The sequence below is a fragment of the Marinomonas sp. A3A genome, assembly GCF_018336955.1.
Lineage (GTDB): Bacteria > Pseudomonadota > Gammaproteobacteria > Pseudomonadales > Marinomonadaceae > Marinomonas > Marinomonas lutimaris.
Genome location: NZ_CP025532.1, coordinates 2,240,412 through 2,264,764 on the forward strand (window position 1 = coordinate 2,240,412; position 24,353 = coordinate 2,264,764).

Here is a 24,353-nt window from a genome sequence, read left to right on the forward strand (position 1 = left end):
TTCTTTGCATTCTATACTTAAATCTGGCATAAGAGAGGTAACCTATTGTCGACCTTGAGTTTATTAAGGAGCGAAACATGAAAGCACATGCGACGATTTTGATTCCCGTTACATTGGGCCTAATGATGTCAGCCTGCACGACATCGTCACGCCAGCAGACTGACTCTATGATTGAGCCAGCTGTGAGTTCTGCCGAATCAGTATCTCCAATTACGTCTCAAACCACAGTTGTTAGCGTAAAAGAAATAGAATTAGAAAAAGAGGTAGAGTCAAAAAAATCTCTTATTGATTCCCTTCAAAAGCAACTTGCTGATAACAAAAGGCAGCTTGCTTCCTTAAATAAATCTCTTGATGATAAAGACATTATCATTGCCAACTTGCAGAAATCACCGTCGAGCGCTAAATCTTTAGCGGCATTAGAAGAACAAAAAAAATTACGTGAATCGCTTGAATCACGTTATGCCGCGTTAAAATTAGATAATGATTTACTTACGCGTCGTATCGGTCAGTTGGAAAATGAAAACTCTTCACTAAAGCGGCAGGTGTCAAGCTTAGAAAACATGCCCACAACCCAAGATGGCTTCAAGCAAAGCTACCTTGATCTATTAGGTGAGAATACCGAGCTACAGGAAAAATATGCCAATTTAGAGGCAGACAATCAAGCTAACCAAAAACGACTTACTGCGCTTAAGAAAGAGAATCTCATGCTAGGTGGCGCTTTGTCTGATGCGAGAGCCCAGCATCAAGTGTTGTGGGATAAAATTCGCTCTTTGGGAGGTGGGCAGCCGGAATCTGCACAGCCAATAATCGACACAAAACCATTACCCCTTGCCAATGACGATGTTAATTATGAGCGTGAAAATGCGCAAATGCGTATTGAGCTGGCTAACTTAAAAAATCAACTGGTCGAGCAAAAAGCGCTTATTGAAGAATACAAAAATGACATCTTAAAATTAGAATCTGTGCTTGATGAAGGCGCAGATTATGAAGCTCGCTGGAAAGATCTTGATAATAAGCTGGCTCAAGCGCAACAAAATAATGCGGAGCTAACCGCTCAACTTAATGCTACTGGAGAGCAACTCGCCGCTAGCCAGGCTGAACTTAGTGCTTTGTCTGCACGTTTGGCCAGCACACAACAGGCTTTAGAAGTAAAAGAAAATAGCGGTATATCAGTTACTGCCGCAATAGAAGCTTTGCAGTCGCAAATGAGCTCTGCATTACAGAACGTAAAGTGGCAAGTGCCAAATGAAATCGCTTTACATAACAATTTTGAAATTTTGGTTTCTGCTGACGTCAGTCCTTCGCTTTCCGGTCAGGTCTATCAAGCGGAATTAGTAACAGACAGTGATATTCAAATGATCAGTGATCGAGTCGCGAGTGCAGTTGTGCAAAATGGTCGTTTGCAATGGCGTTGGCGCGTAGCTGGTTTAAACGAAAAGCCGGAAGCTCAAGTTAATTTATTTGTTAGTCAGCAAATTGCTTTCCAAGATCAAACGATTCAACGACAAGTTTACCGAGGCAATGAAACCTTATCTTTAATCAATACTAATTTGTTTGAGAAGTATGGTTATTGGGGGGGCGCTATTTTGCTTGGTTTGTTAGGCGGTTTTCTTATTGGTCGTGTTAATAAATCAAAAAGCAATCAAGAGCTAAATTCTTAAAACCATTACTAGATTACAAAAACTGCGAAGCTAGCATTGATTTGTTGGCTTCGCATTTTTTTTCCCTCGGATCATTCAACTCCTCATTACTTTTTTTCAACGCGCAAAGCTGCACTTTTCGGTATAGTACGTTTGCATATTCTTTTTTGAGGTGGTGAGAGTGGTAAAGTCCGATTCGTATTCTATTATTGAGAAACGACTAGCTGAAAACGTATTGATTCTAGATGGCGCCATGGGCACCATGATTCAGGGATATAGATTAGAAGAACAAGATTATCGAGGCGAACGTTTTGCTGATTGGAATAGTGACTTAAAAGGCAATAACGACCTGCTTTCTTTGACTCAGCCAAAGATCATCAAAGACATTTATTCTAGCTATCTTGCTGCTGGCGCTGACATCATTGAAACCAACACTTTCAACGCCAATTACATTTCCATGCTTGATTATCACATGGAAGATCTTAGCTATGAGCTAAACTTCGAATCCGCTCGTTTAGCACGTGAAGCTGCAGATGAATTCACTAAACAAAATCCAAATAAACCACGCTTTGTGGCTGGGGCTGTTGGCCCGACTAGCCGCACCTGTACCATTTCTCCTGATGTTAACGATCCTGGCTTTCGTAATGTACATTTTGATGAGTTAGTCGAAGCTTATACGACTGCCGTTGATGGTTTAATTAAAGGTGGCGTTGATATCATTTTAATCGAAACTATCTTTGATACCTTGAACGCCAAAGCCGCTATTTATGCAGTATTAGACTATTACGAGAAAAGCGGTGTTCGTTATCCAATTATGATTTCTGGCACTATCACAGATGCCTCTGGTCGTACTTTATCTGGCCAAACCACTGAAGCCTTCTGGAATTCTATTTCTCACGCTAAACCTATTTCTGTTGGCTTGAACTGTGCTTTAGGTCCAAAAGAGTTACGCCAGTATGTGGAAGAGCTTTCACGCATTGCCGATACTCACGTATCTGCTCACCCTAATGCTGGTTTGCCGAATGCCTTTGGTGAATACGATGAATCACCAGAAGAGATGCTTGAAGAGATTCAGGGTTGGGTTGACTCTGGATTTTTGAATATCATCGGCGGTTGTTGTGGTACCGCGCCAGCGCACATTGAAACCTTTGCAAAAGCGTTTGCAGACGCGACACCGCGTGTCATTCCTGTAATCGAAAAAGCCTGTCGTTTGTCGGGACTTGAACCATTTAATATCGATGGCAATAGCTTGTTTGTGAACGTGGGTGAAAGAACCAACGTCACCGGGTCAGCCATGTTTAAGCGCCTGATTAAAGAAGGTGACTTTGATACCGCTTTGGATGTGGCTCGTCAGCAAGTAGAAAACGGTGCGCAGATCATTGATATCAACATGGATGAAGGCATGTTGGACTCACAAGCGGCGATGGAGCGCTTTCTTAAGCTCATCGCGTCTGAACCGGATATTTCTCGTGTGCCTATCATGCTGGATTCTTCGAAGTGGGAAATCCTTGAAGCGGGTTTGAAATGGATCCAAGGTAAAGGCGTCGTTAACTCTATCAGTATGAAAGAGGGCGAAGATAAATTCCGCGAACAAGCGCGTAAGCTAATGAAATACGGCGCTGCGGTTATCGTTATGGCATTTGATGAAGTAGGACAAGCGGATACGCGGGCGCGTAAAATAGAGATCTGCCGACGCTCTTATCACATCTTGGTCGATGAAGTAGGCTTTCCACCCGAAGACATTATTTTCGACCCGAATATCTTTGCTATCGCGACAGGTATTGAAGAACACAACCGTTACGCCTTGGACTTTATCGAAGCAACAGGTGATATCACTCGTGAATTACCTTATGCCAAGGTGTCGGGTGGTGTGTCTAATGTGTCTTTCTCATTCCGCGGTAATAACCCTGTTCGTGAGGCGATTCACGCGGTGTTCTTATATCACGCGATCAAACAAGGCATGACGATGGGTATCGTCAACGCAGGGCAGCTTGCCTTGTATGAAGATATCCCAACCAAATTGCGTAATGCCGTAGAAGACGCAGTACTTAACCGTACACCAGATGCAACAGACAACTTGCTAGCTATGGCTGGTGAGTTTGCTGGAACAGGCGAAGTAGCAGAAAAAGAAACTCAAGAATGGCGTAGTTTACCTGTGTCTGAACGCCTTAGTCATGCACTGGTTAAAGGCATCACTGAATTTATTGATGACGATACGGAAGAAGCGCGTCAAGCCTTTGCTCGTCCTTTAGAAGTAATTGAAGGGCCATTGATGGATGGAATGAGCATAGTCGGTGACTTGTTTGGTTCCGGTAAAATGTTCTTGCCTCAAGTGGTTAAATCAGCACGAGTGATGAAAAAAGCCGTTGCCTACCTAATGCCTTTTATCGAAGAAGAAAAACGCCTTAACATGGATACCGCGTCGTCTAGCAATGGCAAGATCGTTATGGCGACGGTGAAGGGCGATGTACACGATATCGGTAAGAACATCGTTGGTGTTGTGCTGCAATGTAACAATTTCGAAGTTATCGATCTTGGCGTTATGGTGCCTGCTGAAAAAATCTTGCGCACCGCAAAAGAAGTCGGTGCTGACATGATTGGTTTGTCTGGCTTGATCACGCCATCGCTTGATGAAATGGTGCATGTGGCAAAAGAAATGGAGCGTCAGGGTTTTGATTTACCCATCATGATTGGTGGTGCGACAACATCAAAAGCCCACACTGCAGTAAAAATTGAACAAAACTACAAGCGCAATCAAGTGGTTCATGTGACCAATGCGTCTCGAAGTGTTGGTGTAGCAAGTGCTTTGTTAAGCAAAGACAAAGAGCGCTATCAGAAGTTTGTCGATGAAATTAAAGCTGATTACGAGAAGACCCGAATTCGCTATAAAGATCGTGCCAAAGCAGGCCGTCGCGTCTCTTTGGACAAAGCTCGCCTGAATAAAGCTCCGATTACATTTGATGGTAATAACGTGGTTCAGCCTAAAAAGCTTGGCATCACAGTGTTAACGGAAAACGATATCGATCTTAATCAGGTTAAAGATTACATAGATTGGACGCCATTCTTCCAAACATGGGAATTGGCTGGCGCTTATCCGCGCATTCTTACCGATGAAGTAGTCGGTGTCGAGGCGACGCGTGTCTTCGAAGATGCATTGAAGATGTTAGATGAAGTAATCGCTACTAAGTGCTTGCAAGCTCGCGCAGTGGTTGGTTTATTCCCTGCTAACCAAGCAAATCATGACGATATTGAAATTTATGCAGATGAATCTCGTAGCGAAGTCGTCGAACGTTTGTCTTTCCTTCGAATTCAGAATGAGTTAACGGCTCCGGGTAAATATAACCACAGCTTGGCGGATTTTGTGGCGCCAAAAGAAAGTGGCGTAGCGGATTATATTGGTGCTTTTGCCTGTGCTGCGGGTTTTGGTATTGATCCTATTGTGGCGAAATATGAAGCAGATCATGATGATTACAACTCTATTATGATCAAAGCAGTTGCAGACCGCTTAGCCGAAGCGACGGCAGAGTATTTACATGAAAAAGTGCGTAAAGAGTTTTGGGGTTATGCAGCAGCTGAAGAGCTAACCAACGAGCAATTGATCAAAGAAAAATACCAAGGTATTCGTCCAGCGCCAGGCTATCCAGCTTGTCCTGATCACACTGAAAAAGCAAAGCTTTGGGCCTTGTTGGATGTAAAAGAAAAAATTGATATGGAGATCACTGAGAGCTTTGCCATGCTGCCAACAGCAGCGGTAAGCGGCTGGTATTTCGCTCATCCAGATGCTACTTACTTTGGCGTCGGTAAAATCGGCCCAGATCAAGTGGATAGCTATGCAGAGCGTAAAGGAATGAGTAAAGATGAAGCTGAACGCTGGTTAGCACCAAATCTTGGTTATGATCCTGAAGACGATCGTATTTAATTTTTCTTTATAGTTTTTTTTGATCAAGCCTAATCTGTGTCGCTAGTTCGCGCAGCTTAGGTTTTTTCTATTTAAAAAGGGTATTTATATGTCAAAAGCCATTAAAGATCCAGATCAACATAAAAAACGCATGCAAGCTATTAAGTCACATGTTGATAAACGTATTGCTAAAGCCCAAGAAGACAAAGGTACATTTGTTCTTTTGACAGGTAATGGCAAAGGTAAATCGAGTTCTGCGTTGGGTATGGTTGCTCGTGCTTTGGGCCATGGTATGAAGGTTGGAGTGGTTCAGTTTTTAAAAGGTGAATGGAACACAGGCGAGATCGATTTCTTCAAGCAGCAAGCAAACGTGCAATGGGAAATCATGCCAGCGGGGTTTACTTGGGAAACGCAGAACCGTGAATCTGATATTGCTTCCTCACTACAAGCATGGGAAAAAGCCGCCGCTATGTTGACCGATCCAAGTATCGATTTGGTGGTGCTCGACGAGTTAACCTACTTATTGCATTATGAGTATTTACTTGAAGATGATGTACTTAATGGCTTGATGAATCGTCCTGAGAATCAGCATCTTGTGGTCACTGGTCGCGGCGCTTCAGATGCTCTGATTGAATTGGCTGATACAGTCAGCGAGATAAAAGAAGTAAAACATGCATTTAAACGAGGAATAAAAGCGCAAAAAGGGCTGGAGTTTTAATGCTTTGTCGTTTTATATTAGTCGCCCTGTGATTTTTTAGAAAATCTTGTGGGGCATATTCTAATAATAAAATTATGATTTTTTCACTCTCAATTTAATAGAGGTTTTTATGGCAACCATTGAGCGCATGGAAGTTGGTCAACGCATGAGTCGTATTGTTAAGCACAATGAAACGGTATACCTTTGCGGCCAAGTTGGTGCTGATGCAAATACGGACATCACTGAGCAAACACGCACAATGTTAGATAAAGTGGATGTGTTGTTGGAACAGGCTGCTACCGATAAATCCTATATTTTATCAGCTACTATTTATCTTCGTGATATGAAGGATTTTGCAGCGATGAACGCTGTTTGGGATGCGTGGATTCCTGAAGGACATGCTCCAGCTAGAGCATGTGTAGAAGCCCGATTGGCAAGACCTGAGTTGCTGGTTGAAATATCCGTTGTTGCTGCAATAAAATAATACCCTGAGATAGGCAGGCATCGTGTCAGCCTATCTCGTCAAGTTTTAGTTCTGTTTCACTATCACGTCACTTTCAACCATAGCATTACTTAACACACGGATGGTTCTCGCCATATCGCGTGATAGATTCATCAGCAAAATCCCGAAATCGAATGGATACTTGTCATGGAAGTCGCTAAATAACTGACTCGATATTTCTAACAATAAACATTCTTCTAACGCGTAAAGGCTACCAGCTCGCTCATGTAAGGCAATCATTGAGACAAAGCCGATTGCTTCCCCAAAGCAAATGGTTCTAGTTCGTAATTTTTTATCACCATGCTGCTTATAAAAATCCAGCTTACCATGCAGTACTGTATGAAAGCTGCCACCCTTGCTGCCATAAGAAAAAACCTCATCACCTTTAGCTACTTTGTGCAAAATACCTTCATCTAACAGGAACTGTATAGATGTATCTGATAAAGCACCAAAAATAGAGCCTTCTTTCAAATGTGCTGGCGATATATCGTATTGTGATTCTTTTACTAGGACGGTTTTCATTTCTCTCTCCGTCGATATGAGTTCTTTTATATCATCGGCCCAAAAATGAATTGCTTGATAGCCGAGTGAGCTATATTAGTTTTAGGCTTATTCATGCTAAACAGGTAGTGTTGTTTTGTATGCTATTTACAACTTTTTGGACTCTATCTGTAACAGTAAGTTCGAGCTTTTTTTAGTAATAAGCATTTTCACCCTTAAAGAGTCGAGCTAATCTGTGCGATAATGCGCGCATCAGCTTTGCTCTGACGATTTAGTCTATTAAGAGCACAATTATTTACCTCATGATAAACGGAAGAATACTTTGTTAACGACGGCCAACATCACCATGCAATTTGGTGCAAAACCTCTTTTTGAAAACGTCTCTGTGAAATTCGGAGAAGGAAAACGTTACGGTCTTATCGGTGCGAATGGGTGTGGTAAATCCACCTTCATGAAAATTCTAGGTGGCGATTTGGAACCAAGCTCAGGCAATGTTTCCAAAGATCCTAATGAGCGTCTTGGTAAATTGAAACAGGATCAATTTGCTTACGAAGAATATTCTGTTATTGACACCGTTATCATGGGTCACACAGAGCTTTGGGCGATCAAATCTGAAAAAGACGCTATTTATGCTAACCCAGAAATGACGGAAGCAGATGGCTTGCGTGCAGGTGACCTAGAAGCTGAATTTGCTGAAATGGACGGTTACACTGCTGATGCGCGTGCCGGAGAGCTATTGCTAGGTGTTGGTATTCCTACAGAGCAGCATTATGGTTTGATGAGTGAAGTAGCTCCGGGCTTAAAGCTTCGAGTTTTGCTTGCTCAAGCTTTGTTCTCTGACCCAGAAATTCTTTTGTTGGATGAGCCAACAAACAACTTGGACATCAATACTATCCGTTGGTTGGAAGGTGTCTTGGTAGAGCGTAATTGCACCATGATCATCATTTCCCATGACCGTCACTTCTTGAACTCTGTTTGTACTAACATGGCAGATTTGGATTACGGCGAATTGCGTTTGTTCTCTGGTAACTATGATGAGTACATGACTGCAGCGACTCAAGCTCGCGAACGTCTATTGTCTGACAACGCGAAGAAAAAAGCGCAAATTAACGAACTAAAATCGTTTGTTAGCCGGTTCTCTGCCAACGCATCTAAGTCTAAACAAGCGACATCTCGTGCTAAACAGATTGATAAGATCCAACTTGAAGAAGTTAAACCTTCAAGCCGTCAGAATCCATTCATCCGTTTCGAGCAAGAGAAAAAACTACATCGTATGGCGGTGCAAATTGAGAACGTTGCCAAGTCTTACGATGAAGAGCTGTTCAGTGGTTTAAACATGATGGTCGAAGTAGGGGAGCGTATTGCGGTTATCGGTCCAAACGGTATTGGTAAAACTACTCTACTAAAATGTTTGGTGGGTGATACCGATTTAACCAAAGGGGATGTGAAATGGTCTGAAAATGCGAATATTGGTTATTACGCACAGGATCATGCTCATGAATTCGAAAAAGACGTTGATCTAATCGAATGGATGGGGCAATGGGGACAAGAAGGCGATGATGAGCAAGTGATTCGCGGCACGTTAGGTCGTCTGCTTTTCTCACAAAACGACATTAAGAAATCTGTAAAAGTGCTGTCTGGTGGTGAACAGGGTCGTATGTTATTCGGTAAGTTGATGCTGCAAAAGCCTAACGTTCTAGTTATGGATGAGCCAACTAACCACATGGATATGGAATCCATCGAGTCATTGAACTTGGCACTTGAAAACTACCCTGGTACTTTGATTTTCGTCAGTCATGACCGTGAATTTGTGTCCTCTTTGGCAACTCGCATTGTAGAAGTTACTAGTGAAGGCATCGTCGACTTCCACGGTACATACGATGAGTACTTGGCTAAAATAGAAGCCTAAGCTAAGAAGCTATATTTTGTTAAAAAAAGAAGGCCGAGCGCCTTCTTTTTTTATGTATTTTTAATGGTGGAAAAAGATGAGAGAGGCTTAAAGTGTTTAAGCCTTACGTTTGTCTACATACACTTCTGGTTCTTTGTATTCAAGAACTTCAACTTTGTCATCTACGTTAACCGTTCCAGTGTTCAGCGCGATCATATTAAGGCCAAAAGTAATACTTTCCTTTCCGAGTAGGCGGAACTTGGCTAGTGTTTTAAGCGGCTCACCTTTTTTACTTCGTTGCGCTGTAGTTGGATTCAATGTTGTGAAAATACAACGATCACAAGGCTTAACATTTTCAAATTCTACTTTACCAATACGAATTCGTTTCCAGCTATCTTCTTCAAACGGCTTATTCCCTTTAACAACTAAATTTGGACGAAATTGAGCCATTTGAATCTTTTCTGGACAAGTTCGATTAAGTTCATTTAGTGAAGCTTCTGTCGTCAATAAAAAAGGATAGCCGTCAGCAAAACCAACAGGGACTTCCGGTCTACGGTTTGTAAAGCGTTCTGATTTTTCGCTGAAATAAACCAGCTTTACAATTTCGCCTGCTACCTCGCTAAACCACGCATTGGCCTCTTCTTGGGCAAGTTGTGCATTAACTGTGCTGTCCCACACTGTGACTTCTGTGTGGTTACTGGAAAAGGTCGATGAATCTATAATAAGATCGTTGGGTATTTCTGGATGAGAAAGATGCCATGCATCACTTTTAGCTCGCTTGGCCGTTACTAATGTTAGATTAGGGTGCTTTCGACCGGAAATGAATTCGCCATCAGATTTTACCAGCATATAACGTCGATCACCATAAAGACCGGCACTCTCAACATGGCTTGATGGCAAAGAGATACCTTGGATGGATTTTATTGGATAGATGACGAGTTCACTTAGGGTGTACTGCATGAAAATTCCCTTTTAAGTTTTTTGTTAGTTAGACCTTATTATTACTTAGCAATAAGATCATTCCAATAAAAAAGCCCCAGAAAATCAATTTCTGAGGCTTACGTTTTATTGCTATCTAGGCAAATTACTTACAAAAAGTACTTACAAGTAGTAAGAAGCCAAAGGCGGGAAGCCGTTAAACTCTACTGCGCTGTAAGTTGTTGTGTAGGCGCCAGTTGATAGCCAGTACATGCGATCCCCAATAGCCAAATTCAGTGGTAGACCATATTTGTAGTTTTCATACATAATATCGGCACTGTCACAGGTAGGGCCTGCGATAATAACTTCTTCTAACTCGCCACCTTTTTCAACATGAATCGGGTACTTGATCGATTCATCTAACGTTTCAATAAGGCCAGAGAATTTACCAACGTCAGTGAAGACCCAACGATTTAGCGCAGTGTGTGATTTGCGAGAAATCAAAACGACTTCACTTACTAGAACGCCTGCGTTAGAGATCAAAGAGCGGCCAGGTTCCAAAATGATGCGAGGCAAATCTGTTCCAAAGTCTTCTTCCAAGAAACGAGTAATCTCTTCCGCATAAGTTGCAAGGTCATTAGTACGAGCAATATAGTTTGCAGGGAATCCGCCACCCATGTTGATCATTTCTAAAACGATGCCATCTTCTTCTTTAAGACGCTCAAAGATTACTTTAACACTAGCGATTGCAGCATCCCATGCACCGATATCACGCTGCTGAGAGCCAACGTGAAAAGAAATGCCGTAAGGGATCAGACCAAGTTCTTTTGCAAGTACCAGTAAGTCCATCGCCATATCTGGACGGCAGCCAAATTTACGAGAAAGTGGCCAATCAGCCGTTACTGTGCCTTCAGTCAAGATGCGAACATAAACGCGAGAGCCTGGAGCCGCTTTTGCAATGTTACGCAAATCGGCTTCAGAATCTGTCGCAAACATGCGCACGCCTTTTTCGTAAAAGTAACGAACGTCTTTTGCTTTCTTGATGGTATTGCCATAACTAACTTGATCAGGTGAGATGCCACCGATTGCAAATAGTTTGTCCAACTCATAACGAGACGCCACATCAAAGTTTGAGCCACGGTCACGAAGTAGAGTCAGAATTTCTGGTGCTGGGTTTGCTTTAATGGCATAAAAAATATCAGCAACAGGAAAGCCTTTTGTAAGTTCAGTATAAGCTTCATCAATAATGTCTGTATCGATAACAACAAAAGGGGTGTCTTTAGTTTCAGCAAACGCTTTAAAACGGGCAAAACGCTCAGGTGTGTAAAAAGAATTGACGTCAATAGTCATGGGCTAGAGGCTCCTTAATTATGCAAAACATAAACCGATTAAATAAGTAAACGTCTTTACCTTCTCCCGTCCTACTTATGGCTGTTACTTATCCGGCTATAAAGCCTTAAGCGACTAGCGCAGCAGTTGAAGCGGTGCGGATTATGTTCAGCAATGACGCGGGCGAAATTTAAGACGCAAGGCGTCTTGGGTCAAGTATTTTTTCATATTTTAGACTAAAAAAAAGAGACTACAAAAGTCTCCTTTTTATTTAGGGATTTCTAGCACTACTTTTGTATGTTGCGAGTCTGGAAATAATGTAACCCACTGCCAGCAATTACAGCCGCCATAAAGTAAAAACCTTCACTTGGATTATTCACTAAAGCTGTTAATCCAGGTCCAGGGCAGTAACCACTAATCCCCCAACCAATACCAAAAAGTGACGACCCAATAATGAGTTTTGCGTCAATATTACGAAGTGTTGGAACTTGCCATTTACTGGCTAGAAAAGGTGCTAAACGTTTTCCTTTAATAGCATAGCCAATCATGCCGACGGCAATGGCGCTTGCCATTACGATAATTAAGGAAGGATTCCAATTGCCAAAAATATCTAAGAAACCAATAACGACAGTAGGATTCGTCATTTCTGAAAAAGCTAAACCCAGACCAAATAATAAACCTGCTACGAGCGTGATAATTGCGTACATAACCATTCTCCTATTTAAGGACTGCAACAGTGATAATTGCGGCAGCCATGAAGACCAAAGTGGCGATTATTGAGCGAGGGGAAAGTCGCGATATCCCACAAACGCCATGCCCGCTAGTACAACCACCTCCAAGCCTTGTTCCATAACCGACGAGTAATCCAGATATGATTAAAAGAAGAGGGCTCCTTGTTTCAGGAAAAGCAACGGTTTGCTCAGTGAAAATACCGTATGCGCTACCACCGATGATGAGCCCAGCAATGAATAGAAAGGGCAAAAAACGCTCTTTACTAAAGAGCGCTTGAGATAGTATTCCGCTAATGCCGATGACTTTGCCTACACTCAGAAGATAAATGACTGTGGCGAGACCTATCAGAAGGCCACCGACCAGCGGGTTAAAAATAGTATCCATGTTTGAAGCCTTTTAGGTTTATATAAGTTTATTCTAATTTAATTAAATAAGAAAAGTCTAATGTATTATTGTTAATACACTTTTATTTTGTGTTTACTTGATCTGCGTATGGCTAAATTTGATTGGTATGTGGGAGTTATCGGCAATTGCACAGTCTTTACCTATTGTCTGGCAGATATAAAAAAGTGCTCGCTGTATTCTTATTAAATTAAGGAGTGTCAAATGAATGACTTGTGGATAGGTGCCTGCCCAAATGAAGCTGACTACGTGTTTCTATTACCAAACAGGCCTGCTTTACCAAGCCCTGTCGATATATCGTTTTTAGAGAAACCGGATGTATCTCTCTTAATCGAACTGAATGGTAATCATTGGCGTAAAATATTTACTATCATGGCGAAGCTAGCAGCACCGACATATGATTCGTGGAAAGTCTTTCGCGATAAAGAGCTTTTAAATAAAGTTGGCATTGCGTTTTCTTTTGATCAACTTGGTGACTATAGGGGCTTGGTTTTTATTGTCGGCAATACATTTAGAGACGAACTGCCAGTTGTAGATTCTGCTCAAGAAGTCGGAGACGTACATACTTCCTTTGTTTGTCTTCCGTATATTTGGTGTCCATATCTAGACTATAGACAGTTTCCTAATATCTTAATTGAAGCTCTACGTGAGTATATTTTGGAGAAAAAATGTTAAATGCTTTAAAGAGTCTTTTTAGCCTTCCTGTAGAGCAGGGTGAGCAAATATCTTATCAGAAAGCCGTAGCGGCTTTACTTATGGAAGTGATGCTGGCTGATAATGAAATAAACGAAATGGAAGAAGATCAGGTAAAACGGTTTCTTCGTGAAGTAAGTGAGTTAGGGGATGATATAGATACTCTTTATGAGGAAGCTCGTTCGGGTGTAGATGCAGCGAATGATCTCTATCAATTTACTAAGGTCATTAACGAAACGGCAACCTTAGAACAAAAAATGTTGCTATTAAAAGCTCTGTGGCGTGTTGCACTTGCTGATGGTGATATTGATTCTTATGAAGATCATCGCATTCGAACTATCAGCGAGTTGTTGTTTATGCCTCATTCAGAGTTTATTCAGGCAAAACTCTTTGTATTGGCTGAAATGAAAACAGAAGAATCTTAGACAAAAAAACGCGGCTATTGCCGCGTTTTTTGACTGGTCTTACTCTATTATTAATTTAATAAAAAATAGAATTAAGCTGCGAAGTTCGCTGCCGCGAATTCCCAGTTAGCTAGTGCCCAAAAACCTTTTAAGTAATCAGGGCGAACATTGCGGTAATCAATGTAGTAAGCGTGTTCCCAAAGATCTACGGTGATGATAGCCGTTTGACCATTTGTCATAGGTGTTGCAGCATTGCTTGTATTTACGATTTCTAGAGAGCCATCAGCGTTTTTAACCAACCAAGTCCAGCTAGAACCAAAGTTGTTTACTGCTTTGTCATCAAAAGCGGCTTGGAACTCTGCGAAAGAACCCCATTTTGCATTGATTGCATCAGCTAGAGCACCAGTAGGCTCGCCACCGCCGTTAGGGCTTAGGCTATTCCAGAAGAAAGTATGATTCCAGATTTGAGCTGCATTATTGAAAACAGGGCCCGCTGGAGCAGATACAATGATCTCTTCTAGCGTTTTATTTTCGTATTCAGAACCAGGAACTAAGCCGTTTAATTTAACAACATAAGTGTTGTGATGCTTGCCGTGATGGTACTCAAGCGTTTCAACAGACATATGAGGCTCTAGTGCGTCTTTAGCATAAGGAAGAGCGGGTAATTCAAAAGCCATTTCAATTCTCCTTGCTTTTAATTAACGAAAAATGCTTGTTATCAAGCAGTTAATGGTGCTTATATAGTAGCACCGAACGACTTAAGATAATATTATTTAGGTTTGTTCTAGAACGATTTTCCATAATTACTGTTAATAGCGACTATATAAGATTTCCATGCGAAGAGACGATGATGTTGAGATCCCAAGCCTGACTCTGGATCAAGATGAAGTCAGCAATAGAAGACCTAGTGCAACCGCACCAAAAGGTCATTCGACCCCTACGCCAGCAAGACCAGCTCATGCCCCTAGTGTTGTACACAAAAAACAAAGTCTTGTCGGTATCTATTTTTTATTAATACTTTTGTTGCTCGTTTCGGCAGGTGCAGGATATTGGCTGTGGCAGCAAAATATGCAGTTGCGCAACGATCTGTACGGTGCCAAGAGTGAGATACAAAATTTAGATCATCAGCTCCTTGCTGCTGATGTGTCCGCTAATGAGCAGGGTGAAACCTTAGAAGAGACATTGAAAAATCACGAAAGTGAAATTCGTAAACTCTGGGGTGTTTCTTATGATACCAATAGAAAGTCCATAGAGAGTAATGATGCTGCGATTGAGGAGCTTCAGAAGAAACTTTCTTCAATGCGTGACACTATTTCGACTCAGTCGAAACGTATAGCTGTTCAAGCAGAAGCCTTTAATGAAGTTGAAGCTGGCTTCAATAAACTTGTTCCTACTGTTGCCTCAATAGATGAAACAGTAAAAACAGTAGCAGCAAAACAAGATGCCCAAGCCAAACAATTGCAAGCATCTGAAAAATCCATAGCAGCTCAAGCAGGGCAGAACGAAGCGCAAGCCTTAAGTTTGGATCAAATTCTACAAGATCTGACTGCTCTTCAGAAAAAAGTATCGACCATCGAAAAACGCACTGCTGATACTAGCTCTACCGATGTGGCGAATATTCAAGACACTTTGGCTAAGCATCAAGATGCTATCAACTCTAGTGATGCGTTTAGAACACAAGTTAATGGCGAAATTATTCGTCTGCGCAAGCAGATTAATCAGCTTATGCTAGAGCAGCAACTCGGCTCTCAGTAAATTTTTCCTAAATTACATGCGTAAAGGCCGATTTATCGGCCTTTTCTTTTTCTAATATGTTCTCTATTCCTCCTTAAGATCTAATTCAATTACCCTTAAAAAGGTTTTACTTATAAAGCTTTTTTAATATACATATTCTACTAAAGTCTAGATGGGATGCTTTTTATAACCTAAAGGCATGTTATAGTTTTAAAAATGCTGAAGCCTGACAACAGAGATGGGAAATTATGACAGAGGCAAGACTTACTCACTTAAAACAGCTAGAAGCCGAAAGTATTCATATTATACGTGAGGTAGCAGCTGAATTTGATAATCCAGTAATGCTTTATTCGATTGGTAAAGACTCAGCTGTAATGCTGCACCTTGCCATGAAGGCATTCTATCCTGGCAAACCACCATTTCCACTAATGCACGTGGATACCGGTTGGAAGTTTAAGGAAATGATTACTTTCCGTGATGAGCTAGTTGCTAAGCTTGGCTTAGAACTTATCGTTCATCAAAATCAAGAAGGTATTGATCAAGGTATTGGGCCTTTTACACACGGCAGCTCAAAGCATACCGATGTAATGAAGACTCAAGGTCTTAAACAGGCTCTAGATAAATACGGTTTTGATGCTGCTTTTGGTGGCGCCCGCCGTGACGAAGAAAAATCTCGCGCAAAAGAGCGCGTTTACTCCTTCCGTGATAAGCAACACCGCTGGGACCCAAAAAATCAGCGCCCAGAATTGTGGAATATCTATAACGGTAAAGTGAACAAAGGCGAGAGCATCCGTGTTTTCCCATTGTCTAACTGGACTGAGCTTGATATCTGGCAATATATCTATCTGGAAAGCATTCCAATTGTTCCTCTTTACTTTTCTGCAAAACGCCCAGTCGTTGAACGTGATGGTACTTTGATCATGGTTGATGATGAGCGTATGCCGTTAAACGGTGAAGTCCCTGAGATGAAGTCTGTTCGCTTCCGTACTCTAGGTTGCTACCCATTAACGGGTGCGGTTGAATCTGAAGCAGCATCCCTACCTGAAATTATTCAGGAAATGTTGCTGACAAGAAGTTCAGAGCGTCAAGGGCGAATGATTGACCATGATTCATCTGGGTCAATGGAAGAGAAGAAGAAACAAGGCTATTTCTAAGTTTGGAGTAAAGAAAGAATGTCTCACCAATCAGAATTGATCAGCCAAGACATACTTGGTTATCTGAAACAACATGAAGAAAAAGACTTATTGCGTCTTCTTACTTGTGGCAATGTCGATGATGGAAAAAGTACACTAATCGGTCGTTTGCTTCATGACTCTAAGTTGATTTATGAAGATCACCTAGACGCGGTTAAGCGTGACAGCAAAAAGTCTGGCACCCAGGGTGAAGAGGTAGACTTGGCTTTGTTAGTCGATGGCCTCCAAGCAGAGCGCGAGCAGGGCATCACAATCGATGTAGCTTACCGTTATTTTTCTACTGAAAAACGTAAGTTTATCATTGCCGATACTCCAGGGCATGAGCAATATACCCGTAACATGGCGACCGGTGCATCCACTTGTGATCTTGCCATTATCTTGATCGATGCGCGTTATGGCGTTCAAACCCAAACCCGCCGTCATAGCTATATTGCTTCTTTGTTGGGCATTAAGCATGTTGTGGTTGCAATTAACAAAATGGATTTGGTCGAATTCTCCGAAGAAAAATTTAACCAAATTAAAAATGACTATCTAAAATTTGTTGGCCAGCTTGGTGATCGTCAACCTGAAGATATTCATTTTGTTCCAATGTCAGCATTGCGTGGCGACAACGTTGTAAATGCGTCAGAAAGCACGCCTTGGTATCAAGGCGGCCCATTAATGTCGATTTTGGAAACGGTGCAAATTAATCGTGATGTGAAGCGTGACTCTTTCCGTTTCCCAGTTCAATATGTTAACCGTCCTAACCTAGACTTCCGTGGTTTTTCTGGAACCATTGCTGCAGGCGTCGTTAAGCCAGGTGATAAAGTTGTAGCCTTGCCTTCAGGTAAAACCTCTACAGTTGAAAGAATTGTGACATTTGATGGTGATTTAGAGGCAGCAAAAGCAGGTCAAGCTGTCACTATTACACTTGAAGATGAGATCGATATTAGTCGTGGCGACATGCTTTCGCACATTGGTCAAGAGCCTCTGATTGCGACTACGCTTCGCTCTTCCATTGTGTGGATGGCTGATCATCCATTGGTTCCTGGTAAGTTGTATGACTTCAAATTAGGAACGCAAACGGTTCCTGGTAAAGTTCATCACTTTAACCATCGTGTTGACGTTAATACGCTTGAAGTTAGCAAAATAGATGCGTTGGAACTAAATGGTATCGGCGATGCAGTCATTCAGTTCGATGCACCTGTTGCATTTGATGAATACACAGATAGCCGTTTCACTGGTGCTTTGATTATTATTGACCGCTTAACTAACGTAACAGTTGGTGCAGGTATGGTTGAAGAGGCTGTTGCTGAGCTAGATCAAGACACTGTAGTTAGTGCGGAAGATCGTGCCGCACGACTCGGTCAAAAACCTGCAGTTATCGCCTTGGCAGCTAGCGTGTTGAAGCAAAGTGATGCGCTTGAACGCCTGTTGTTACGCCAAGGTATTGTTGCTTTGGTAAAAGCGGATGCGACAGCGCAAGAATCGGCGCTAATTCGTCAGACAGGTGTTGCCTTTTTGGTGGCCGACTCGGCGATAGCGGATTCTCAGATCACCGAATCCGCACTAGATGACGTCGTGGATTTAATTGTTGAAAGCGTTCAGCTATAACGAAAGAAATGTAACAAAGCCAGCTCTATGGGCTGGCTTTTTTATTGTTGAAATAAAGGTTTTATTACACTGTTTCTTCTAAATCAACACGCTTCACTTCTTTATGCTGATCTTCACTATTGCCTAATTTCCAGTAGCTAGAAATATAGAAATTTTCTTTTTCAATATTTCTGTCATTCTTAAAAAATGAACGTAGCATTCTCATGCTGCTAAATTCGCAAGCCACCCAAACAGAAACACTGCCTTGATGCCATGATAGTGACTGAATTTGATCCAATAGTAAGTTGGCGTTTTCGCCAGGGTGGGGGTTAATTACCCATTTAAGCTCAATGCCGGTAGGGTGCTTTAAAGGCTGAATGTCATCCTCTGAAATTACTTCAAGTACAGCATACCCTTTTGAGTCTTGTGGAAGCTTTGCTAAATTGACACTGATTGCTGGCAAGGCCGTCATATCACCCACTAGTATTTTCCAGTCAGTTGACTCTTCAATGAGTTTTTTGGGACCAGGGCCTCCAACAAGAATTGTGTCGTTAGGTTGAGTGTTTTTTGCCCATGTTGATGCTGGTCCACCATCTTCATGCAAGACAAAATCAATATCTATTTCATTAGCTCGTTGATGTCGAATAGTATAAGTACGTAATAGGGGCTTTTGATCCTTTCTTGGAAAAATAAGTTTAACATAGCCGCTTTCCTGATCTTCAGGAATGGTATTAATATTGTCACCCCCTAAGGTGACTCGCAACATATTAGGGGTAACATGTAATTTATTAATAACCGTTAACTCTCGTGGTTGTGGTCTGCTCATAACGGGCTCCTTAATTTTGTTTGTCACATGATGGAGACTGGTCAAGGTTATTTACCATAATCTCTGAAATATGTATGAAATCTTCTATTTGTTGCGCGGTTAAATATTTAGTCATTTTTTCGACTGCTAATTGATCTAACATCATAAGCTTTTCGAGTAATTCGCTGCCTATTTGTGTCAGACTTAATAACTGGCTGCGATGATTGTCTGGACAGCGGACCTTTATCACATAACCGGCACCGACTAACTCCTTAAGAACGCGAGTAATTTGAGATTTATCAAGTGAAAGCCTGTCCGAAATGTCTTTTGCGCTGCAGTTTTTAATGTTTTTGATGCACTTTAGTGATCGTATATGGCTTACGGGAATTGCGATACCTGATGTTGATGCCGCTTCACGCATTTGGTGGCGATAGTTGTGCATCAGTTTGTGAAGCGACTCGCCAATTTTTTCCTTCATACGCTCCTGCTTTTAAATTTCAAATTGTGAGAATGATTATCAATATAGTGAATTAAGTTGATATTGTCAACTGAGTTTGTGGTGAAAATACTAACCAAAGGAAGGGAGGGTGTTTTTCTTATAGAAGTTAATAGTTACAATGCTTGGGTTAGCATTAAGTAGATAGAGTGATATGAATAAGCACGATGTATATAAAGCGGTTACCGCTGCATTGTTAAGTCGCTATGAAACTGCAAAGTGGGCAGCGAAACAGGCTCATGAAGCTGCAACGAATGAAGAAAGTGTCGCAGAGAATAAGTACGATACTTTTGGCTTAGAGGCTTCTTATTTAGCTCATGGACAATCTCAGCGAGTGCTGGAATGCGAAAAAGATTGGCTACTTTTTGATAAAGCGAAACCAATTATATTTACTGAAGAAAACGTCATTGGCTTATGGTGTATTGTCACCTTGTCTGAACTTGAATCTTCAAATAACGTTAAAAAATATTTCTTAATTTCACCTTGTGCCGGTGGGCTCAATATCGAAATATCTGAAAAGACTGTTTATCTTGTGACCACTTCTACGCCTGTAGGCAAGATGTTATTTGGTAAGACGCTTGGAGATGAGGTTGAACTGCCTCAAAACGGTAAGCAAACCGCTTATGAAATAACCACTATTGCATAAAGCGTATATTGTAGCTGACAAATTTGGTTCAGACCCTAGAGAGTCAGACTCTGTTCGCATATAATGCTTTGCCTTAAAATATTCTGTTATTCTATTCGGAGTCTAAAATTCAGTTAACATTGCTGATCGAATAGAAAACGTTCTAAGAAAAAATCACTCTCTTACTGAGAAAGTAATAGGAAAGAAATTATGCGCAGCCATTATTGCGGCGAGTTAAATGCTTCTAACATTTCACAAGAAATTACCCTATGCGGTTGGGTTCATCGTCGCCGTGACCACGGCGGCGTTATCTTCTTAGACGTTCGTGACCGCGAAGGTATTACTCAAGTAGTTTTCGACCCAGATCGCGCGGAAAGTTTTGCTCTTGCAGACAGTGTTCGGAACGAATTTGTTGTCAAACTTAAAGGTTTAGTGCGAGCTCGCCCTGAAGGCACAGTAAATCCAAATATGAATACTGGCGAAATTGAAGTATTAGGAACTGAACTAGAAATTCTTAATGCTGCAAAAACACCACCATTTCAGCTTGATGAACACCAATCGGTAGGTGAAGACGTTCGCTTAAAAAATCGTTTTATCGATTTACGTCGTCCTGAAATTCAGCAAAAAATGCGCTTCCGTTCAAAGGTGACATCTGTATTGCGTCGCTACTTAGATGGCAATGGTTTCCTAGATATCGAAACGCCAATTCTGACTCGCGCTACTCCAGAAGGTGCGCGTGACTATTTGGTGCCTAGCCGTACGCAACAGGGTAGTTTCTTTGCATTGCCTCAGTCTCCACAGTTGTTTAAGCAATTGTTAATGGTGTCTGGCTTTGATCGTTATTACCAAATCGCAAAATGTTTTCGTGATGAAGATTTGCGTGCTGATCGTCAACCAGAATTCACTCAAGTAGACATTGAAACATCGTTTATGAGTGAGCAAGATATCATGGCGATGACTGAGGAGATGATTGTTAGCCTGTTTAAAGAGCTAATGAATGTTGATTTGGGCACTTTCCCACGCATGCCTTACTCTGAAGCAATGGAAACTTATGGTAGCGATAAGCCAGATCTTCGTATTCCACTAACTATCGTGTCAGTATCTGACTTGATGGCTAATGTGGACTTTAAAGTATTCTCTGGTCCTGCTACCGATCCAAAAGGTCGTGTTGCAGCTCTTAAAGTACCAGGCGGTAATGCGTTAACTCGTAAACAAATTGACGACTATACCAAGTTTGTTTCTATTTACGGTGCGAAAGGTTTGGCATATATCAAGGTGAATGATAAGTCTAACCTAGAGGAAGGCTTGCAGTCTCCTATTGTTAAGTTCCTTCCAGTTGAAGTTCGTGCCGCTTTACTTGAGCGTTTAGAAGCGCAAGATGGTGATTTGATCTTCTTCGGCGCAGATTCAGCTAAAGTGGTTAATGAAGCTCTTGGAGCATTGCGCTGCAAGCTAGGCGAAGATTTGAACCTTTATACTTGCAAGTGGGCACCATTGTGGGTTGTTGACTTCCCAATGTTCGAAGAAACCAGTGATGGCGGAATTACAGCGATTCACCACCCATTCACTGCGCCTTCATGCTCTCCAGAAGAGCTGAAAGCAAACCCTTTGACTGCACTTTCGCAAGCCTATGACATGGTGCTAAACGGTACTGAACTAGGTGGTGGCTCTATTCGTATTCACCAATCTTCAATGCAAGAAACGGTTTTTGAATTGTTGAATATCAGCAAAGATGAGCAAGAAGAGAAATTTGGTTTCTTGTTAGATGCATTGAAATTTGGTGCGCCACCACATGGTGGTTTAGCATTCGGTTTAGATCGCCTTGTGATGCTAATGACAGGTTCAAGCTCTATTCGTGATGTTATTGCTTTTCCTAAAACGCAAAGTGCAACGTGTCTATTGACTCAAGCGCCAGGTGAAGTAAGCGAGAAGCAACTAAAAGAATTGAATATTCGCGTCAGAAAACCAGTCGTTGAATGATAGAAATAACTCTTAAACTTATTCTAAAACAGTAAGTTATGTTAAGAGATTGAAAGAAAAACGTAAAAGGCCACTTATTAGTGGCCTTTTTTGTATTTTGGCATTGCATACTTTGTAAAGGGCTGTTGAAATATACAGTAATTATATAAGGCACAAAAAAGTTATGCCCACGACCAGGATTTTAGCCATTGACCCAGGCTCACGAGTAACGGGCTTTGGTATTGTTGATGTGACAAATGGTAAATCTGTATATGTTAACAGTGGTTGCATTCGATTACCGGATGAAGCGCTATCAGTTAGGCTTAAATATATTTTTCAAAATGTTTCAGCTCTCTTGGAAGAATACAAGCCAAACGAATTTGCTATAGAAGAAGTGTTTTTGGCTAAGAATGCGAATTCAGCGTTAAAACTTGGTCAAGCAAGAGGCGCAGCTATTGTAGCGGCATCTCTGCAAGAATTAGAAGTACACGAATATGCCGCTCGACGAGTTAAGCAATCTGTTGTCGGCAACGGTAATGCAGATAAAGCACAAGTGCAAATGATGGTGCAGCTTTTATTGAATTTAACTTCTAAGCCTCAAGCTGATGCGGCTGATGCTTTAGCCATTGCTTTGTGTCATGCTAACACGCGAACTTCTGGCGGGCTGGAATACGGCGTCGGAAAGAGAGCAGGGCGCACCTCTAAGCGCTGGACAGAACAAGATGTAAGGAAAACTTTGTGATCGGACGAATTGTCGGCACTTTGATAGAAAAGACTCCACCAGAGTTAATGGTTGATGTAAATGGTATTGGCTATGAAGTGAGCGCTTCAATGACCACTATTTACGACTTACCTCAAGTCGGAGGTCAGGTGACATTATTTACTCACCTGTTGGTTAAAGAAGACTCTCATACACTTTATGGCTTTATAGATAAGAATGAACGCGCTTTATTTCGCATTCTGATTAAAGTAAATGGTATCGGCCCAAAAATGGCATTAGCAATTTTGTCCAGCATGTCTTCAGAAGAGCTGATTGCTAACGTTCAAGAGTCCGATGTTACGGCTCTTACTCGCATTCCTGGTGTTGGCAAGAAAACAGCCGAACGACTTATTATTGAATTAAGGGATAAGCTTGGTCAGGCAGCGAAAACTGACTTGTTTTCCACACCTGCAGTATTGCGTCAAGTTCAAGCGGACCCTAGACAAGAAGCAGAAGCGGCACTCATTTCTCTTGGCTACAAGCCACAAGAAGCTGCTAAGGCAATTGCTGGTGTTCCGATGGATGCAGCTAATAGTGAAGATGTTATCAAGGCTGCTTTGAAAGGAATGCTGAGGAAATAAAACATGATTGAACAAGATCGTATTATTTCTGCGGAACTTAAAGGTAATGATAGACAGGTAGATCGCGCAATACGTCCACAAGCGCTTGCGGAGTACATTGGTCAACCCGTTGTTCGAGAGCAGATGGAGATTTTCATCGAAGCTGCAAGGCAGCGTAGTGAGCCATTAGATCATACTTTAATATTTGGTCCTCCTGGGTTGGGTAAAACCACCCTTGCCCATATCATTGGAAATGAAATGGGCGCTGAGGTAAGAACGACTTCTGGCCCCGTTCTTGAGAGGGCGGGGGATTTAGCTGCGTTACTGACAAATTTAAATGAAGGCGACATTCTATTTATTGATGAAATACATAGATTAAGTCCAGCTATTGAGGAAGTACTTTATCCTGCAATGGAAGATTACCAGTTAGATATCATGATTGGTGAAGGGCCTGCGGCAAGATCAATTAAAATTGAACTCCCGCCGTTTACACTTGTCGGAGCAACTACACGGGCCGGTTTGCTAACGTCACCATTACGAGATCGATTTGGTATTGTGCAACGATTAGAGTTTTATGATGTTGAATCATTAACAACAATAGTCGCTAGGTCTGCGGGAAAAATGGGGATGGAGCTTGATAATCCAGGCTGTTTCGAAGTTGCCAGAAGATCGAGAGGCACCCCCAGGATAGCGAATCGCCTATTACGTCGCGTTAGGGATGTTGCGCAAGTAAGTGGAGAGGTGCTTGTAGGGCAAAAGGTTGCTCAAAGGGCACTGGATATGTTAAGTGTAGATAGTCAAGGCTTCGATCACTTAGATAGACGTATGTTATTGACTATGATAGAAAAGTTTGACGGAAGACCGGTTGGTCTAGATAGCGTCTCCGCCGCTTTAGGTGAAGATAAAGATACTATTGAAGACGTCATAGAGCCGTTTTTGATTCAGCAAGGTTTTATAATTAGGACGCCGAGAGGTCGACAAGTTACGAAGCGTGCTTACGAACATTTTAATTACCAACTACCTTCAGATTTCAAATAGAGGTTAA

Annotated in this window: 23 protein-coding genes; 15 read left to right on the forward strand and 8 right to left on the reverse strand. The window is 41.8% G+C overall.

Going from position 1 to position 24,353, the window contains the following annotated elements; all coding sequences use genetic code 11:
* Positions 1-77 precede the first annotated feature (77 nt).
* From CYL31_RS10380 to CYL31_RS10395, 4 genes are all read left to right on the forward strand, one after another.
* Entirely contained in the window at positions 78-1,661 is a 1,584-nt protein-coding gene (locus CYL31_RS10380) for a coiled-coil domain-containing protein (protein WP_212915194.1), read from the forward strand.
* Positions 1,662-1,821: 160 nt separating this feature from the next.
* The gene (gene metH / locus CYL31_RS10385) at positions 1,822-5,559 is read left to right on the forward strand and encodes a methionine synthase (protein WP_212915195.1); all 3,738 of its coding nucleotides are present in this window, start codon (positions 1,822-1,824) and stop codon (positions 5,557-5,559) included.
* An 88-nt stretch (positions 5,560-5,647) separates the two neighbouring features.
* A complete protein-coding gene (cobO, locus tag CYL31_RS10390; protein ID WP_212915196.1) occupies positions 5,648-6,256 on the forward strand; it encodes a cob(I)yrinic acid a,c-diamide adenosyltransferase in 609 nt (202 codons plus the stop codon).
* 109 nt (positions 6,257-6,365) lie between these two features.
* Positions 6,366-6,719 (forward strand): RidA family protein, encoded by a 354-nt coding sequence (locus CYL31_RS10395; RefSeq protein ID WP_212915197.1) that lies wholly within the window; start codon positions 6,366-6,368, stop codon positions 6,717-6,719.
* 45 nt (positions 6,720-6,764) lie between these two features.
* On the opposite strand, the gene CYL31_RS10400 is transcribed toward CYL31_RS10395, so the two are convergent.
* On the reverse strand, positions 6,765-7,259 hold the full coding sequence (locus CYL31_RS10400) for a cyclic nucleotide-binding domain-containing protein (protein ID WP_212915198.1): 495 nt from the start codon (positions 7,257-7,259) through the stop codon (positions 6,765-6,767).
* A gap of 301 nt (positions 7,260-7,560) precedes the next feature.
* Between CYL31_RS10400 and CYL31_RS10405 the strand changes: the two genes are divergently transcribed.
* The gene (locus CYL31_RS10405) at positions 7,561-9,147 is read left to right on the forward strand and encodes an ABC-F family ATPase (protein ID WP_212915199.1); all 1,587 of its coding nucleotides are present in this window, start codon (positions 7,561-7,563) and stop codon (positions 9,145-9,147) included.
* 96 nt (positions 9,148-9,243) lie between these two features.
* Here the strand turns inward: CYL31_RS10405 and CYL31_RS10410 are convergent, their stop codons facing one another.
* The 4 genes from CYL31_RS10410 to CYL31_RS10425 all read right to left on the reverse strand — a co-directional run bounded on the left by CYL31_RS10410 (position 9,244) and on the right by CYL31_RS10425 (position 12,489).
* Positions 9,244-10,086: an MOSC domain-containing protein gene (locus CYL31_RS10410; protein ID WP_212915200.1), complete on the reverse strand. Its 843-nt coding sequence runs from the start codon at positions 10,084-10,086 to the stop codon at positions 9,244-9,246.
* Between the two features lie 141 nt (positions 10,087-10,227).
* Positions 10,228-11,394: a type III PLP-dependent enzyme gene (locus CYL31_RS10415; RefSeq protein WP_012069876.1), complete on the reverse strand. Its 1,167-nt coding sequence runs from the start codon at positions 11,392-11,394 to the stop codon at positions 10,228-10,230.
* A 266-nt stretch (positions 11,395-11,660) separates the two neighbouring features.
* Positions 11,661-12,080: a DUF6691 family protein gene (locus CYL31_RS10420; protein ID WP_212915201.1), complete on the reverse strand. Its 420-nt coding sequence runs from the start codon at positions 12,078-12,080 to the stop codon at positions 11,661-11,663.
* A gap of 10 nt (positions 12,081-12,090) precedes the next feature.
* Entirely contained in the window at positions 12,091-12,489 is a 399-nt protein-coding gene (locus CYL31_RS10425; RefSeq protein ID WP_212915202.1) for a YeeE/YedE family protein, read from the reverse strand.
* Between the two features lie 222 nt (positions 12,490-12,711).
* Between CYL31_RS10425 and CYL31_RS10430 the strand changes: the two genes are divergently transcribed.
* Entirely contained in the window at positions 12,712-13,182 is a 471-nt protein-coding gene (locus CYL31_RS10430; RefSeq protein WP_212915203.1) for a DUF6942 family protein, read from the forward strand.
* Positions 13,176-13,625: a tellurite resistance TerB family protein gene (locus CYL31_RS10435; protein WP_212915204.1), complete on the forward strand. Its 450-nt coding sequence runs from the start codon at positions 13,176-13,178 to the stop codon at positions 13,623-13,625. Before CYL31_RS10430 ends, CYL31_RS10435 begins: the two co-directional genes overlap by 7 nt.
* Before the next feature lie 71 nt (positions 13,626-13,696).
* On the opposite strand, the gene CYL31_RS10440 is transcribed toward CYL31_RS10435, so the two are convergent.
* Entirely contained in the window at positions 13,697-14,281 is a 585-nt protein-coding gene (locus tag CYL31_RS10440; RefSeq protein WP_100185804.1) for a superoxide dismutase, read from the reverse strand.
* A 157-nt stretch (positions 14,282-14,438) separates the two neighbouring features.
* On the opposite strand from CYL31_RS10440, the gene CYL31_RS10445 reads away from it, so the two are divergent.
* The 3 genes from CYL31_RS10445 (at position 14,439) to cysN (ending at position 18,124) form a co-directional block, all read left to right on the forward strand.
* Positions 14,439-15,359: a hypothetical protein gene (locus CYL31_RS10445; protein WP_212915205.1), complete on the forward strand. Its 921-nt coding sequence runs from the start codon at positions 14,439-14,441 to the stop codon at positions 15,357-15,359.
* A gap of 227 nt (positions 15,360-15,586) precedes the next feature.
* A complete protein-coding gene (gene cysD / locus CYL31_RS10450; protein ID WP_212915206.1) occupies positions 15,587-16,492 on the forward strand; it encodes a sulfate adenylyltransferase subunit CysD in 906 nt (301 codons plus the stop codon).
* An 18-nt stretch (positions 16,493-16,510) separates the two neighbouring features.
* Positions 16,511-18,124 carry a sulfate adenylyltransferase subunit CysN gene (cysN, locus tag CYL31_RS10455; RefSeq protein ID WP_212915207.1) on the forward strand — a complete coding sequence of 538 codons (1,614 nt, stop codon included), beginning with the start codon at positions 16,511-16,513 and terminating at the stop codon, positions 18,122-18,124.
* A 64-nt stretch (positions 18,125-18,188) separates the two neighbouring features.
* Here the strand turns inward: cysN and CYL31_RS10460 are convergent, their stop codons facing one another.
* Both CYL31_RS10460 and CYL31_RS10465 read right to left on the reverse strand, forming a co-directional pair.
* Positions 18,189-18,929 (reverse strand): siderophore-interacting protein, encoded by a 741-nt coding sequence (locus tag CYL31_RS10460; protein ID WP_212915208.1) that lies wholly within the window; start codon positions 18,927-18,929, stop codon positions 18,189-18,191.
* A gap of 10 nt (positions 18,930-18,939) precedes the next feature.
* Entirely contained in the window at positions 18,940-19,386 is a 447-nt protein-coding gene (locus CYL31_RS10465; protein ID WP_212915209.1) for a MarR family winged helix-turn-helix transcriptional regulator, read from the reverse strand.
* Positions 19,387-19,558: 172 nt separating this feature from the next.
* Between CYL31_RS10465 and CYL31_RS10470 the strand changes: the two genes are divergently transcribed.
* The 5 genes from CYL31_RS10470 (at position 19,559) to ruvB (ending at position 24,346) form a co-directional block, all read left to right on the forward strand.
* Positions 19,559-20,050, forward strand: coding sequence for a GreA/GreB family elongation factor (locus CYL31_RS10470; protein ID WP_212915210.1), 492 nt, complete (start codon positions 19,559-19,561; stop codon positions 20,048-20,050).
* A 189-nt stretch (positions 20,051-20,239) separates the two neighbouring features.
* A complete protein-coding gene (gene aspS / locus CYL31_RS10475; RefSeq protein ID WP_212915211.1) occupies positions 20,240-22,009 on the forward strand; it encodes an aspartate--tRNA ligase in 1,770 nt (589 codons plus the stop codon).
* Positions 22,010-22,172: 163 nt separating this feature from the next.
* Positions 22,173-22,730 (forward strand): crossover junction endodeoxyribonuclease RuvC, encoded by a 558-nt coding sequence (gene ruvC / locus CYL31_RS10480; RefSeq protein WP_212915212.1) that lies wholly within the window; start codon positions 22,173-22,175, stop codon positions 22,728-22,730.
* A complete protein-coding gene (gene ruvA / locus CYL31_RS10485; RefSeq protein WP_212915213.1) occupies positions 22,727-23,329 on the forward strand; it encodes a Holliday junction branch migration protein RuvA in 603 nt (200 codons plus the stop codon). Before ruvC ends, ruvA begins: the two co-directional genes overlap by 4 nt.
* 3 nt (positions 23,330-23,332) lie before the next feature.
* Positions 23,333-24,346 (forward strand): Holliday junction branch migration DNA helicase RuvB, encoded by a 1,014-nt coding sequence (gene ruvB, locus CYL31_RS10490; RefSeq protein ID WP_212915214.1) that lies wholly within the window; start codon positions 23,333-23,335, stop codon positions 24,344-24,346.
* Positions 24,347-24,353 lie beyond the last annotated feature (7 nt).

Bases quoted from the DNA above. Each gene is read 5' to 3' on its own strand.
- CYL31_RS10380 (WP_212915194.1), top strand. From the start codon at position 78: ATGAAAGCACATGCGACGATTTTGATTCCCGTTACATTGGGCCTAATG.
- cobO (WP_212915196.1), top strand. From the start codon at position 5,648: ATGTCAAAAGCCATTAAAGATCCAGATCAACATAAAAAACGCATGCAA.
- CYL31_RS10395 (WP_212915197.1), top strand. From the start codon at position 6,366: ATGGCAACCATTGAGCGCATGGAAGTTGGTCAACGCATGAGTCGTATT.
- CYL31_RS10400 (WP_212915198.1), bottom strand. From the start codon at position 7,259: ATGAAAACCGTCCTAGTAAAAGAATCACAATACGATATATCGCCAGCA.
- CYL31_RS10410 (WP_212915200.1), bottom strand. From the start codon at position 10,086: ATGCAGTACACCCTAAGTGAACTCGTCATCTATCCAATAAAATCCATC.
- CYL31_RS10415 (WP_012069876.1), bottom strand. From the start codon at position 11,394: ATGACTATTGACGTCAATTCTTTTTACACACCTGAGCGTTTTGCCCGT.
- CYL31_RS10420 (WP_212915201.1), bottom strand. From the start codon at position 12,080: ATGTACGCAATTATCACGCTCGTAGCAGGTTTATTATTTGGTCTGGGT.
- CYL31_RS10425 (WP_212915202.1), bottom strand. From the start codon at position 12,489: ATGGATACTATTTTTAACCCGCTGGTCGGTGGCCTTCTGATAGGTCTC.
- CYL31_RS10430 (WP_212915203.1), top strand. From the start codon at position 12,712: ATGAATGACTTGTGGATAGGTGCCTGCCCAAATGAAGCTGACTACGTG.
- CYL31_RS10435 (WP_212915204.1), top strand. From the start codon at position 13,176: ATGTTAAATGCTTTAAAGAGTCTTTTTAGCCTTCCTGTAGAGCAGGGT.
- CYL31_RS10440 (WP_100185804.1), bottom strand. From the start codon at position 14,281: ATGGCTTTTGAATTACCCGCTCTTCCTTATGCTAAAGACGCACTAGAG.
- CYL31_RS10445 (WP_212915205.1), top strand. From the start codon at position 14,439: ATGCGAAGAGACGATGATGTTGAGATCCCAAGCCTGACTCTGGATCAA.
- cysD (WP_212915206.1), top strand. From the start codon at position 15,587: ATGACAGAGGCAAGACTTACTCACTTAAAACAGCTAGAAGCCGAAAGT.
- cysN (WP_212915207.1), top strand. From the start codon at position 16,511: ATGTCTCACCAATCAGAATTGATCAGCCAAGACATACTTGGTTATCTG.
- CYL31_RS10460 (WP_212915208.1), bottom strand. From the start codon at position 18,929: ATGAGCAGACCACAACCACGAGAGTTAACGGTTATTAATAAATTACAT.
- CYL31_RS10465 (WP_212915209.1), bottom strand. From the start codon at position 19,386: ATGAAGGAAAAAATTGGCGAGTCGCTTCACAAACTGATGCACAACTAT.
- CYL31_RS10470 (WP_212915210.1), top strand. From the start codon at position 19,559: ATGAATAAGCACGATGTATATAAAGCGGTTACCGCTGCATTGTTAAGT.
- aspS (WP_212915211.1), top strand. From the start codon at position 20,240: ATGCGCAGCCATTATTGCGGCGAGTTAAATGCTTCTAACATTTCACAA.
- ruvC (WP_212915212.1), top strand. From the start codon at position 22,173: ATGCCCACGACCAGGATTTTAGCCATTGACCCAGGCTCACGAGTAACG.
- ruvB (WP_212915214.1), top strand. From the start codon at position 23,333: ATGATTGAACAAGATCGTATTATTTCTGCGGAACTTAAAGGTAATGAT.